14 protein-coding genes are annotated in these 14217 nt (G+C 38.3%); 13 read left to right on the top strand and 1 reads right to left on the bottom strand.

The window, feature by feature from the left end; all coding sequences use genetic code 11:
* Positions 1-212 precede the first annotated feature (212 nt).
* From PI85_RS13700 to PI85_RS13710, 3 genes are all read left to right on the top strand, one after another.
* Entirely contained in the window at positions 213-1007 is a 795-nt protein-coding gene (locus tag PI85_RS13700; RefSeq protein ID WP_036120222.1) for a basic amino acid ABC transporter substrate-binding protein, read from the top strand.
* A gap of 80 nt (positions 1008-1087) precedes the next feature.
* Entirely contained in the window at positions 1088-1792 is a 705-nt protein-coding gene (locus PI85_RS13705) for an amino acid ABC transporter permease (RefSeq protein WP_036120219.1), read from the top strand.
* Complete coding sequence (locus PI85_RS13710; RefSeq protein ID WP_008173232.1) at positions 1789-2511, top strand: amino acid ABC transporter ATP-binding protein; 723 nt, start codon at positions 1789-1791, stop codon at positions 2509-2511. Before PI85_RS13705 ends, PI85_RS13710 begins: the two co-directional genes overlap by 4 nt.
* Positions 2512-2565: 54 nt before the next feature.
* Here the strand turns inward: PI85_RS13710 and PI85_RS13715 are convergent, their stop codons facing one another.
* Positions 2566-3183: a spore coat protein gene (locus PI85_RS13715; protein ID WP_008173231.1), complete on the bottom strand. Its 618-nt coding sequence runs from the start codon at positions 3181-3183 to the stop codon at positions 2566-2568.
* A 132-nt stretch (positions 3184-3315) separates the two neighbouring features.
* Here PI85_RS13715 and PI85_RS13720 point away from each other — a divergent pair, with 132 nt between their 5' ends.
* The 10 genes from PI85_RS13720 to gpmI all read left to right on the top strand — a co-directional run bounded on the left by PI85_RS13720 (position 3316) and on the right by gpmI (position 14215).
* Positions 3316-3897: a LemA family protein gene (locus PI85_RS13720; RefSeq protein ID WP_036120214.1), complete on the top strand. Its 582-nt coding sequence runs from the start codon at positions 3316-3318 to the stop codon at positions 3895-3897.
* A complete protein-coding gene (locus PI85_RS13725; RefSeq protein WP_235318482.1) occupies positions 3894-4646 on the top strand; it encodes a YgcG family protein in 753 nt (250 codons plus the stop codon). Before PI85_RS13720 ends, PI85_RS13725 begins: the two co-directional genes overlap by 4 nt.
* A 130-nt stretch (positions 4647-4776) precedes the next feature.
* Positions 4777-7047: a S9 family peptidase gene (locus PI85_RS13730; RefSeq protein ID WP_036120208.1), complete on the top strand. Its 2271-nt coding sequence runs from the start codon at positions 4777-4779 to the stop codon at positions 7045-7047.
* Between the two features lie 161 nt (positions 7048-7208).
* A complete protein-coding gene (locus tag PI85_RS13735) occupies positions 7209-7442 on the top strand; it encodes a glutaredoxin family protein (RefSeq protein WP_036120205.1) in 234 nt (77 codons plus the stop codon).
* Between the two features lie 256 nt (positions 7443-7698).
* Positions 7699-7821, top strand: coding sequence for a hypothetical protein (locus tag PI85_RS25065; RefSeq protein ID WP_255350102.1), 123 nt, complete (start codon positions 7699-7701; stop codon positions 7819-7821).
* Between the two features lie 176 nt (positions 7822-7997).
* Entirely contained in the window at positions 7998-9044 is a 1047-nt protein-coding gene (locus tag PI85_RS13740; protein ID WP_036120202.1) for a sugar-binding transcriptional regulator, read from the top strand.
* A 128-nt stretch (positions 9045-9172) separates the two neighbouring features.
* On the top strand, positions 9173-10189 hold the full coding sequence (gap, locus tag PI85_RS13745; protein ID WP_008173218.1) for a type I glyceraldehyde-3-phosphate dehydrogenase: 1017 nt from the start codon (positions 9173-9175) through the stop codon (positions 10187-10189).
* Positions 10190-10707: 518 nt separating this feature from the next.
* Complete coding sequence (gene pgk, locus PI85_RS13750; protein WP_036120198.1) at positions 10708-11892, top strand: phosphoglycerate kinase; 1185 nt, start codon at positions 10708-10710, stop codon at positions 11890-11892.
* Positions 11893-11919: 27 nt separating this feature from the next.
* Complete coding sequence (tpiA, locus tag PI85_RS13755; RefSeq protein WP_036120195.1) at positions 11920-12681, top strand: triose-phosphate isomerase; 762 nt, start codon at positions 11920-11922, stop codon at positions 12679-12681.
* Complete coding sequence (gene gpmI / locus PI85_RS13760) at positions 12674-14215, top strand: 2,3-bisphosphoglycerate-independent phosphoglycerate mutase (RefSeq protein ID WP_036120192.1); 1542 nt, start codon at positions 12674-12676, stop codon at positions 14213-14215. Before tpiA ends, gpmI begins: the two co-directional genes overlap by 8 nt.
* The last annotated feature ends 2 nt before the right edge of the window (positions 14216-14217 follow it).

The raw sequence follows: 14217 nt of genomic DNA on the forward strand, positions 1-14217 counted from the left end.
ATTAGTTTTAGGTTCGTTTTCTTGTTATTAATGCTTATTTTTTCTATTTAATTGGGTTTTCCATTAATTAATATGAAAAAATATTTAGTTTTATGCGAAAAGTTGTTGTGCAAATACTATAATGTTAATATAATTGACCTAATAGTCTAACATTTCCGAATTGCGAAAAATAATACGCAGGATGGAAAATTATCGAAATAGGGGGAAATGCAATGAAAAAAACAGCTTGGATGTTACTTATGGTTATAGCAGCGCTAACTTTAGCACTTGCAGGATGTGGCACAAAGGACAATGCCTCTTCTGGTAGCACACCTTCAGAAGGTGCGGATGGCAAGAAAGTATATAAAGTAGGTACAGAAGCAACATTTGCACCGTTTGAATCTGTTGACGATAAAGGGAAAATTGTGGGGATTGATGTCGATATTTTAAAAGCAATTGCTGATGAAATGGATTTCGAGGTAGAGTGGAATAATATTGGTTGGGAACCCGTTTTCCAAACAATTAAAAACGGTGAAACACATATTGGTGCTTCAGGGATTACAATTACAGATGAGCGCAAAGAATCATTTGATTTTACTGAGCCATACTATGAATCTCAATTATTAATTGTTGTGAAAGAAGATTCAAAGATTAAATCATTAGATGAATTAAAAGATAAAAAGGTGTCCGTACAAATTAATGCTACTGGCCATATGGCAGCTAAAAAGCTACAAGGTGAAGCAAGTACAAATATTATGGCTTTTGAAAGTCAGCCAATCGCAATTCAAGAAATGCTAAATGGTAATGTTGACGCAGCTATTGGAGACAATGCGGTAGTATACGAATATATTAAAGCGCATCCAGATCAAAAAATTAAAGTCATTCAAGATGACGCATTCGAAAAAGAATATTATGGCTTTATGGTTCAAAAGGGGAATAAAGAGCTATTAGATAAATTAAATGAAGGTCTGAAAAAGATTAAAGAAAACGGTAAATTAAAAGAAATTACAGGTACTGATTTCGAATAATAGGGTAATGCCACTCGCCAAGCAGTATGCTAGCGACTCATTTAATTGATGTGACTTTAAAGGGGAAATGGGGTTTTCGGATGGACATCTTTGACCTACGCTGGGACATTGTCTGGAACTACCGAGATATGTTTATACGAGGTATTGGCGTAACACTTATTTTGACACTTAGTGGTTATTTTGGCGGTATTCTTTTAGGACTATTTTTAGGACTAGGGAAATTATCAAGTAAAAAATGGATATATTGGCCATCAAAATTATATGTGGATTTATTCCGCGGAACACCAATGCTTGTTCAAATTTTATTAATACACTTAGCCGTTATTCCAACCATTTTTGGACATTCTTTAGGGTATATGGTTTCAGGGATTACAGCGCTTATTTTAAACTGTGCTGCCTACAACGCAGAAATTTTCCGTGCAGGTATCCAGAGTATTGCAAAGGGGCAAATGGAGGCCGCTCGTTCACTTGGACTTACACATAACCAAGCGATGCGTAAGGTTATTTTACCGCAGGCCTTTAGACGCATGATCCCGCCATTAGGGAATGAATTCATAGCATTATTAAAGGATTCCTCACTAGTAACAGTCATTGCTGCACCAGATATTTTATATGCTAGTAAAGTTGTTGCAGGTGCAAGCTTCCGTTTCTGGGAACCGTATATTGTTGCTGCATTACTATATTTAATATTAACGTATGGTGTAACGAAGATTGTTGCATTTATTGAGAAACGATTTAGCAATAGTTATGTCCCTCGTAAGGCAGAAGGGCGGGAAGCAAGATGATAAGAATTGAGAACCTACACAAATATTTTGGTAAGCTAGAAGTATTAAAAGGGATTGATTATGAAATCCAAGAAAAACAAGTTGTTTGTGTCATTGGGCCTTCTGGTTCAGGAAAAAGTACTTTTTTACGTTGCATTAATATGCTAGAGGAAGTAACGGACGGTGCTATTTATATTGAAGATGTGAAGATCAATGATCCGAAAACGAATATCAATGAAATTCGAGCAGAGGTGGGAATGGTGTTTCAACAATTTAACTTATTCCCTCATATGAACGTCATCGATAATGTCACGATGGCACCCATGCAAATTCGTAAAATGAGTCGTCCAGAAGCTGAAGAGCTTGGGCATGAGCTGCTAAAAAAGGTCGGTCTCGACAGTAAAGCCTATAATTATCCTGAACAGCTATCAGGTGGACAACAGCAACGTGTAGCTATTGCACGTGCGTTAGCAATGAAGCCAAAGGCCATTCTATTTGATGAGCCTACTTCAGCTCTTGATCCTGAAATGGTAAAAGAGGTGTTAGATGTTATGAAAAATCTAGCGGCTGAAGGGATGACAATGATTGTAGTCACACATGAAATGGGCTTTGCTCGGGAAGTTGGTGATCGAGTAGTCTTTATGGATGGTGGCTATATTGTGGAAGAGGGGTTGCCTGAGGAATTATTCGGAAACCCACAAAGTGAACGTACAAAAGCATTTTTAGGAAAAGTACTATAATGAGAAAAGGCAGTCCATGATGAGAATTCATCACTATGGACTGCCTTTTGATTGTTAATGAAGGGGATTAGAGGTTGTATCGTATGCATTAAGCATCGTTTGCATATCTTGTTGAGAGTACTGAGGCACTTGATAATAGCCATGTTTATTTTGGTAAATGGATAATTCATAGGCCATTTCTATGCAGTTGGGAATACTATCAGCAACAACACGACGAACAACAGGGTTTGTCGTTTCTGTTGCAGCAGCCGTCATACATTTTGCTGCTCCTTTTTGAGCGCCTAATAAGAAACCAGAAATGGCTTCATCATTAATTTCATTAGCGTTTTGCATTGGTTTTTTGGGTTGGCCTGGAGTTAAGCCATATTTAAAGTCATTGCCTGTTTCCATTTGGTAACGTCCCGTAGGAACAGATGGATCATGACCTGTTTTAAAGGACTCAACAATCGTATTATACATACCCAATGTAAAATTATATTGGCGATCCAAAATGCTGAGTAATTCTTGATCCTTTACTTGTGGACGTAAAATGATCGCTTGGTTCATACCAGCGATAATTTCACCAATTGCTTCATGCATGTCCATCATTTCGTGTCCACCATGATTTAGACTATGTTGTTGATTGAAATTTGTTTGATTGGATGATGATTCATTGTAAAACGATTGTGACAAAAAAAACGCCTCCTCATATAATTTTTGATGCAGTATTTAGTATGTCAAGCCAAATGAATTTCATACGGTATAAATGCAAAGGCAAAAATGTAGACTAACAAAAGGAAATGCAAGTCAAGGAGGTTTTAGAAAATGAAGAAATGGTTTGGACCAATTGGGATAATTGTTATCATTCTTATCGTGCTAGCCTTAGTATTGATTCCTAAATATAACAGTTTAGTAACAGCTGAGGAAAATGTAGATTCCAAATGGGCGCAAGTTGAAAACCAGCTCCAACGCCGCTATGATTTAATTCCCAATTTGGTTGAATCTGTGAAAGGGTATGCGAATCACGAGCAACAGATCATTGCGGATATTACTAACGCACGTGCTCAAATGAGCAATGCTAATACTCCCGCGCAGCAAGCTGTTGCGAATGATGCTTTAACGGGTGCACTTAGTCGTTTACTAGTAGTCGTGGAAAACTACCCGAACTTAAAGGCAGACGCAAATTTTCGTCAGTTAATGGATGAGCTTGCTGGCACAGAAAATCGCTTGGCAGTTGCGCGCGAGGATTATAATAATGAAGTACAACAATTTAATAAACATGTTAAACGCTTTCCTGGCAATTTAATGGCAGGAATGTTTGGATTTGAACAAAAAGAATACTTTAAAGCCGCAGCGGGTGCCGAACAAGCACCGTCTATTGATTTTAGTCAATCAGGTACACAATGATGAAGCGTTGTATTATACAGCTGATTATCGTTTGCTCAGTGCTTCTTTTTAGCATGACTATGACGAAAGCAGCAATGCCTTCACCAATGAAAAATACGTATATTCATGATTTTGCGAATGTTTTATCTTTGGATGTAAAACAAGAGCTAAACCATTATTCAGAGCAATTAGATAAGGGAACAGGTGCTGAAATCATGGTCGTAACCGTTGATAGCCTTCATGGGCAGGAGGCGAAAATGTATGCGACAAAGATGATTCGTTCCTGGGGTATTGGGGACAAAGAGAAAAATAATGGTGTCCTTATACTTGCTACATTTGGACAGGGCAAAGGCCAAAATGATGTAGTGATAGCTGTCGGTCAAGGCTTAGAGGGACCATTACCAGATGGTAAATTAGGGCGTATTTTAGATAATGCATTTTATCCCTTTGCAAGTGAAGGTGATAATGATCAAGCCTTTCTAGCTACATATGCTGAGGTCTTTCGTGCTGTAGCTGAAGAGTATAATTGGAATGGTGAATTACCTGCAGGTGCAAATGAAGAGGAAGGAATGCCCATCTGGCTCATTATTGTCATCGTTATTATAGTCCTCATTTTTTCTTCTTTTTCAAAAGGCGGAAGAGGCGGACCTCGTGGGAGAGGCTACGGCGGTTACCCTGGTGGCTTTGGTGGCGGACGTTCAGGTGGTGGCGGTTTTGGAGGGTTTGGTGGCGGATCTTCAGCAGGTGGAGGGGCAAGCCGAAAATTTTAATACTAACCGAAAGCGAGCTAATTATTTAGTTCGCTTTTATTATGAAAATATTGACAAAAATACAAATAATGGTATAATTTGTATATATCGACTATCGATATAACGTAAACTGATATAGGGAGGAATCATTTTGAAAAAAAGATTTTTAACTGCATCATTAGCAATTATTTTAACAACTGCTACGGTTATCCCTGCAACATTGCAAGAAGTACGTGCTGCCAATGAAACAAATGTTGTATTAGCACAAGAGGAACATCTTTCAGCACAGGAATTTCTAGATTTAGCAGTAACAGCTTTAACATTCCAGCATGGCTCCGATTCAATGCGTCAACAAATTAAGGATCAATGGGTAAAGGCTGGAGAGATTTCAGACTTAAGCGCTACTATTAAACGTGATCAAGCAGCTAGGATTTTAGTTAGAGCTGCCAATAAAGAAGGAAAAGAAAAGTCACTAGCAGAGTATTTAAAAAAGGCCAATAAGCTTGGTTTCTTTAAGGGAGTATCTTCAAGTACAGATTTTATTACGAAACAAGATGCTGGTAAACTCCTTAACAATGTTAAACATATAAAAAATGGCTCCAACAATAAAGGAGTAAAAGAAATTTCTGTGGAAGATTTTATGAAAAATCCAGGGAATTTTGGCTACGAACTGTCCCCTGATGGTAATTACATTACATTTGCCTCTGCATGGGAGAACCGCTCGAATGTATTCGTGAAAAAAATGAATGATAATAGTGAGCCTGTTCGTGTATCAAGCTCAAAGGATCGAGATATTGCAGGTTTTTTCTGGAAGGATGATGCTTTACTTTATTTAAAAGATAAAGGTGGAGATGAAAACTTTCATATTTATTCTACAACATTTAACGGTTCTGTGGAAAAAGATTTAACGCCATATCCTAACGTGACTGTAGGGATATTGGATAGCTTACAGGGTGTAAAAGACGAAATTCTTATTATGATGAACAAAGAGGATGCTACCGTTTTTGATGTGTACAAGCTAAATGTAAAGACGGGTAAAACGACTCACGTCGCTAAAAATCCTGGCAATATTACGAACTGGTTAGCAGATCGTAACGGCAATGTACGTATAGCTGTGGCTACTGATGGGGTGGAAGGTGCTGTCCTTTATCGAGATTCAGAAAAGGATGAATTCAGACCATTTATTAAAATCGGTGCTGGGGATGAAGTGATGCCGCTAGCTTTCTCGAAGGACAATAAGTTTATTTATGCTACATCCAATAAAGGCCGGGATAAAGTAGAAGTGGTAAAGTATGACTTACAAGGTAAAGAAGAAGTAATCATGTCCAATGATGAAGTGGATGTTTCGGGTGTATTGTATAATGCTGAAAAAGATAAATTATTGTATGGTGCGTATGCTACGGATAAAATCCATTATCAATTCTTTGATAAAGACTTTGAAAAGTTATTCCGTAAAATTCAAAACAAGCTTGGTGTTCAAGAAAGCCAATTGGGCATAAACGATTACAATAAAGAGATGACAAAATTTATTGTAAGTGTATCGAGTGACACCATCTATGGAAAGTATTATTACTATGATTCAACAAAAGATGAATTAACAGAATTAGCAACATTGAGCCCATGGCTGAAATCTTCAGAACTTGCAGAAATGCATCCTATCTCTTATAAGAGTCGTGATGGATTAATTATCAATGGTTATTTAACGTTGCCGAAAAATAAAAATGCTAAAGATCTACCTCTTATTGTAAACCCACATGGTGGACCGTGGGCTCGTGATATGTGGGGATTCAATCCAGAAGTACAGCTATTAGCAAATCGTGGCTATGCAGTGCTACAAGTAAACTTCCGTTCCTCGACTGGATATGGCAAGGAATTCCTTCAAGCTGGTAATAAGCAATGGGGCTTGAAAATTCAAGATGATATAACGGATGGCGTTCAATGGGCGATTGACCAAGGGATTGCAGATCCTAAACGTATCGGTATTTACGGTGCTTCATTTGGTGGTTATGCTACATTAGCTGGCATTACGTATACACCAGATTTATATGCGGCAGCAGTTGATTATGTTGGTGTATCTAATATTTTCACACTATTAGATACAATTCCACCATACTGGGAAACGATGCGAGACATGTTTTATGAACGAGTAGGTCATCCAGAGAAAGATAAAGAATTATTAACAGCGGTTTCTCCGGTGTTCCATGCAGATAAAATTAAAACACCTTTATTTGTTGCACAAGGCGCAAATGATCCACGTGTCAACAAAGCGGAATCCGACCAAATTGTAGAAGCTTTACGTGCTAGAGGTGTAGATGTAGAGTATATGTTAAAGGATAATGAAGGCCATGGCTTCTCGAATGAAGAAAATAGAATCGAATTCTATAATGCCATGTTGAAATTCCTTGATCATCATTTAAAATAACATAATAGCCAAAAGGCATTGAAGTGCTTGTTATTCGCACTCAATGCCTTTCATTTTTCTAGTAAGCTTTTGAATGAATCCACTACATAGTTTACAATCGTTGTAGCTAACATTGTCATCGTTCAACGATGAAGAAATAATAGAAACAGGAGGTGCCATCCATGATTATTCAATTTTTTAGTCGAGCTAATTGTCCATTATGTGTAGAGGGCTTACATACATTAAAGCTTGTACAGGAAGATGTAGTGTTCGATATTGAAATAGTTAATATTGAAGAGGATGATCTCATACACGAAAAATATATGTTAATGATACCTGTAGTAGAAAAGGATGGGGTCGTTATCCAATACGGCAATCTGGATTATGCCACATTGATGGAGTACTTGGGCCGTTAAGTACTATGTCTTTAAAAAGATAATAACGGCGTAAATCGCTCTATTGTTAGTTGGCATTCATACAATTCACAAATTGTTCAATGAAAGCGGTTTGAATTTGAACAGTTTGTGAAGACCTTCACATTAGTCTTTTATTTTATAAAAATCGGAGTAGAATAGGTATCAAGTAAGACGTTGTTATAAAACAGATAATAAAAAGTATCACAAATTTTAGTGGTTGTTATATTACAAAAGCGATGTGAAGGGAGATTTTACAATGTGGGTTATTACAGTATTTGAAAAAAAGGACGTTCGTATTTTTGAATTTACAAATAAAAATGAAGCAACAAAAGCTTTAGAAGGATTTAACAAAAACGCAATTTTATCTTTCACAAAATAAGCAAACCCAAGTCTCGTAGCTAATGACAAAGCTATGGGGCTTTTTTTTTAATCCAAAACTATACAATTACTTGCACTTTCCAAATATGCGTATTATAATAAAATCATAAGTGGGACACAAAATAATATAGTGGGACCGAATTAATCCCACCTCTATTAACAAGGGAGTAGATAAATATGTTCACTATTCCAGAGGCACAGCAAAGGCTACTTCCTGAAATGTATCCGCTTCTGCAATCTAGATATCGTATTTTGCAAGCCGTTCAACTCATGCAACCTATCGGGCGTCGAACACTCGCAGATTCATTGAAAATGACAGAGAGAGAAATTCGTAAAGAAACTGACATTTTACGTGAACAAGGGTTATTAGATTCAAAAAAGTCGGGTATGGTATGTACAGATGATGGTGAAGAAGTCATTGAAAAACTGAGAGCCATCGTTTATGAATGGTCTGGTTTAACCCAGCTTGCAAAATTGCTTGAAAATCATTTTGGTATACAACATGTTGTTGTTGTACCAGGTGACTATAGTGAAGACAATACAATCCTAACCTTGCTTGGCAAGGAAGCAGCATTGCAATTTATGTCTACTGCTTTTGACGAACAAGTTGTAGCGGTCACTGGTGGAAAATCAGTTGCCTCTCTAGCTCAATTTTTACATCCATTAGAGGGACAAAAAGATATTACCTTTGTTGCCGCACGCGGAGGAATTGGTCATGAAATGCAAATGCAAGCGAATACGCTTGTTGCAACATTTGCCATGCAGATGGAGGAACAATACCGTACATTATTTTTACCTGAGCATTTAAGTGAGCAAGCTTATCAAGCAATGTTAACAGAGCCGATGGTAACTGAAATGATGGCTTATTATGATCGAGCAGATTGCGTGATCCATGGCATTGGATCGGCAGAGGAAATGGCGATTCGACGTAATTCATCTTCTGAGGATTTACGAATTCTTGAGGAGAAGGGCGCGGTAAGTGAGGCATTTGGCTATTACTTTAATGCCGATGGTGAAATCGTACATCGTATCCGCACGATTGGTATTCAGCTTGAACAGGTAAAAAATAGCCAGCAAGTTATTGCAGTGGCAGCAGGAAAACAAAAGGTCAATGCGATGCTTTCATATTTTAAAGTAGCGCCAAAGCAAACGATTTTTATTACAGATGAAGCAGCTGCAAAAGCCATTGCTGCTACTTTATCTTCTGACAGCCATTTTGATTGATGGGTGTGAGCATTACCATGTCACTCGATCTCAAAAAGTGTTGAAGCACTTTTTGAATGAGCATAAAAGCAATTTAACGTCTCTATTTCAATAGAGGCAGACATTACACATTATTGGAGGAATTAACAATGGCATTAAAATTAGCAATTAATGGATTTGGACGTATTGGACGTTTAGTATTTCGTGAGGCAATGAAGCAAAATGAATTTGAAGTAGTAGCTGTAAACGACTTAACAGACGCAGGTCAGCTTGCACACTTATTGAAATATGATTCAGTCCACGGTATCTATGATGCTGAAGTCAATGCAGATGAAGATTCTTTCGTAGTGAATGGTCAACGTATAAAAGTATATGCTGAAAAAGATCCTTCACAATTACCATGGGGTGAATTAGGTGTAGACGTAGTTCTTGAATGTACTGGTCATTTCCGTTCAGTGGAAGAAGTAGGGAAGCATATTGAAGCAGGAGCTAAAAAAGCTATCCTTTCTGCACCAGCAAAAGGAGCAATGCCTACATTTGTGATGGGTGTTAACCATACAGACTATAACCCAGCAACAGATGATGTTATCTCAAATGCTTCATGTACAACAAACTGTCTTGCGCCTGTAGCGAAAGTACTTGATGAGAAATTTGGCATTGAACGCGGTATGATGACAACAATCCACTCTTATACAAACGATCAACGAATCTTAGACTTCCCACACTCTGATCCACGTCGTGCGCGTGCAGGAGCGGTATCTATGATTCCAACAACAACGGGGGCAGCTGTAGCCGTTTCTAAAGTATTACCACAATTAAAAGGTAAATTAGATGGCTTCTCTATGCGTGTACCAACACCTAACGTATCATGTGTAGACTTAGTTGTAGAATTAAAAGCAGATGTAACGAAAGAAGCAATTAATGCGGTATTAAAAGAAGCATCTGAAAATGAATTAAAAGGCATTTTAGACTACAATGAACTACCATTAGTTTCTATTGATTATAACGGTAACCACCATTCTTCTACTGTTGATGGTCTTTCAACAATGGTATTAGAAAACAAAATGGTAAAGGTTCTAGCTTGGTACGATAACGAAATTGGTTACTCTACTCGCTTAATGGACTTAGCTTTATACATTGCTGAACAAGGGTTAAACAATAAATAAGTATCATATTTCAACATTTTGAGTAAAAAGTGTGACATAATACTGCTTTTTATGCACAAAAAGTATAGCCTTTATAATATCGAATAGATATAATATACAAGGGTAATGGGAGTAAGGGATAACCCTTACTCCCTTTTTGTCTAAATTCAGCAGGAAATACCAACCTCTATAGGTAATGAGATGAATACACAAATGGCTCTCTTTAATGGAGTGGGAGTGGGTGTCCAAACAGCACCAACTACATCAAGATAATAGCCCGGTGGATGTCACAGATTTTGTTAGGGCTCCAACACAGGCGTAATTGATACATGGTGTTTGCAAGACATAAAAGGGTATTTTTGCTACTATAAAAACAAGTATTAGGGTTCATTATCAAAAGTTCGAGAATCATATGCATACTAGATGGTGACCCCGAAAAAGTACCAAGATGACTTTTCAATTTAGGAAGCATGGTGTGGAGCCAAGATGGGTAAAACACAAGGATGTAAGACTAAAACAACTTTGAAGGGAGTTTCTTCATGTTAAATAAGAAGACAATGAAAGATATTGATGTAAAAGGTAAACGCGTTTTTGTACGTGTTGATTTTAATGTTCCAATGGCGGATGGGGCCATTACAGATGAAACACGTATTCGAGCAGCTATTCCAACAATTGAATATTTAGTAGAGCAAGGTGCAAAAGTCATTTTAGCTTCTCATTTAGGTCGTCCAAAAGGTGAAGTAAAAGAGGACATGCGTCTAACAGCAGTTGGTATCCGCTTAGCGGAGCTAATGAGCAAACCAGTTACGAAGCTAGATGAATCCATTGGGCAAGCAGTGGAAGAAGCTGTTGCAAGCATGCAGAATGGAGACATTTTACTTCTTGAAAACGTTCGTTTCCATGCAGGCGAAGAAAAAAATGAGCCAGCTTTAGCACAGCAATTTGCTCAGCTAGCAGATATTTATGTCAATGATGCTTTCGGTGCAGCTCACCGTGCACATGCTTCTACAGAAGGAATCGCCAAGCACATTCCTGCAGTATCAGGTTTCCTGATGCAAACGGAATTAGATGTACTTGATAAAGCGCTATCGAATCCTGAACATCCATTTACAGCGATTATCGGTGGTGCCAAAGTTAAAGATAAAATTGGTGTAATTGAAAGTTTATTAGAAAAAGTAGACCACTTAATTATTGGTGGTGGATTATCATTCACGTTCATTAAGGCACAAGGCTACGATATTGGGAAATCTTTATTAGAAGAAGATAAAATTGAGCTAGCAAAATCATTTATTGAAAAGGCGAAAGCAAAAGGCGTGCAATTACATATGCCAATTGATGCGGTAGTGGCTAATGAATTTTCACAAGATGCGGAAACAAAAGTTGTGGATGTGGATGCTATACCTGCCGATTGGATGGGGCTAGACATTGGGCCAAAAACAGCTGCTCACTATGCAGAGGTCATTAAAAATTCTAAATTGATTATTTGGAACGGACCAATGGGTGTCTTTGAAATGGATAAATTTGCGGATGGCACAAAAACAGTGGCTGACGCAATGGCAACTACATCCGGTTATACTGTAATCGGTGGTGGTGACTCTGCAGCGGCAGTTGAAAAGTTTGAAGTAGCTACTAAAATGGATCACATTTCTACAGGTGGCGGTGCTTCACTAGAACTAATGGAAGGTAAAGAGCTTCCAGGAATTGTTGCACTAGACGATAAATAAGCCAAATAAAAAATCGGAGGCAAGACGATGCGTAAACCAATTATTGCAGGTAACTGGAAGATGTTTAAGACATTTGAAGAAGCTATACAATTTGTAGATGCCGTACAGGATAAACTTCCTTCTAATGAGAAAGTAGACGCTGTAATTTGCGCACCAGCACTTTACCTACCTACTCTTGTGCAAGTTGCTAGTGAATCAGAGCTAGCTATTGGTGCCCAAACGATGCACTATGAAAATGAAGGTGCCTTTACTGGTGAAATTAGTCCTGCACAGCTAGCAAGTGTGGACGTGGACTATGTTATATTAGGACACTCAGAACGTCGCGAGTACTACAATGAAACAGATGAGGCTATTAATAAAAAAGTAGCAGCAGCACTTGCACATAATATTGTACCGATTATTTGCTGTGGTGAAACGCTAGAGGAACGAGAAGCGGGAACGACAGAGCAAAAGGTTGCGGGCCAAATTAAAGCGGCACTTGCTGGATTTGAAGCGCAGCAAGTAGAGCATATGGTCATTGCCTATGAACCAATTTGGGCAATCGGTACAGGTAAAACGGCTACAGCCGATGATGCCAATCAAGTTTGCGGAGCGATTCGTTCGGTCGTTGAAGAATTATTTGATGCTGAAACGGCCAATGCAGTTCGCATCCAATACGGTGGCAGCGTTAAGCCTGACAACGTTCATGAGCTTTTATCAAAAGAGCATATTGATGGAGCATTAGTAGGTGGAGCAAGCTTACAACCAGAATCTTATTTAACATTATTGGAGGCGGCAGCAAATGCCTAAAAAGCCAGTAGCTTTAATTATTTTAGATGGCTTTGCATTTCGTGATGAAACATTCGGAAATGCAGTAGCACAGGCTAAAAAGCCAAATTTTGATCGATATTGGAGCCAATTCCCACACGCTACATTAACAGCATCTGGAGAAGCCGTAGGGCTACCAGAAGGCCAAATGGGTAATTCCGAGGTGGGTCACTTAAACATTGGTGCTGGTCGTATTGTTTATCAAAGCTTAACACGCTTAAATAAATCGATACGTGAAGGAGACTTCTTTACAAATCAAGCATTTTTAGATGCGGTGGCACATGTGAAAGCCCATAATTCTAAACTGCATATTATGGGGTTGTTATCAGATGGTGGTGTTCATAGCCATTATGAGCATATGTTTGCTCTATTAAAGCTTGCAAAGCAGCAAGATGTAACGGACGTTTTCGTTCATGGCTTCTTAGATGGTCGAGATGTTGGACCTACAACAGCTTTAGACTATATTGAAGAAACTGAAAAACAAATGACTGAAATGGGAGTAGGTCAATTTGCATCTATCCACGGTCGTTACTATGCAATGGACCGCGATAAACGATGGGATCGTGTTGCGCTTACTTATAATGTACTGGTAGATGGCGTTGGTCAAACAGCGGAAAGTGCAAAAGGTGGTGTAGCAGCATCCTATGAGCGTGAAGTGACAGATGAATTTGTCATTCCATTTAGCATTCAAGAGCATGGAGAGCCAGTGGCAACAATTGGTGATAACGATGCAGTCATTTTCTTTAACTTCCGTCCGGACCGTGCTATACAGTTGTCAAAAGTATTCACAAATGAAGGCTTTGATGGTTTTGCAGTATCTGCCAAGCATCCAAAAAATTTAAAATTTGTGTCCTTTACTCATTATAGTGATGAAGTTAATGCACAGGTTGCTTATGAAAATGACAACCTGAAAAATACAATCGGTGAAGTGTTAGCGATGAATGGTAAAACACAGCTACGCATTGCTGAAACCGAAAAATATCCACATGTTACTTTCTTTATGAGCGGTGGACGTGAGGAAAAATTCTTAGGTGAAGAACGTTTATTAATCGCATCTCCAAAGGTTGCCACATACGATTTAAAACCTGAAATGTCTGCTTATGAGGTGACAGAAGCCTTACTTGCAGAAATTGAGGCTGAAAAATTCGATGGTATTCTACTTAACTTTGCCAACCCTGATATGGTAGGTCATAGTGGAATGCTTGAACCAACAATTAAAGCCATTGAAGTAGTGGATGAATGCTTAGGGAAAGTAGTAGATGCGCTTCTTGCAAAAGGTGGTGCAGCTATTATTACAGCTGACCATGGGAACTCAGATGAAGTGGTAACACTAGCAGGGGAGCCTATGACAGCTCATACAACAAATCCTGTTCCAGTAATTGTGACAAAACCAAATGTTGTTTTACGAAATGGTGGTATTTTAGCCGATTTGGCTCCAACCATGTTAGAATTATTACAGGTATCACAGCCTACTGAAATGACAGGTCAATCATTAATTGAAAAAGAGGAGAATTAATT

This window comes from Lysinibacillus sp. A1, assembly GCF_000801965.1.
Lineage (GTDB): Bacteria > Bacillota > Bacilli > Bacillales_A > Planococcaceae > Lysinibacillus > Lysinibacillus fusiformis.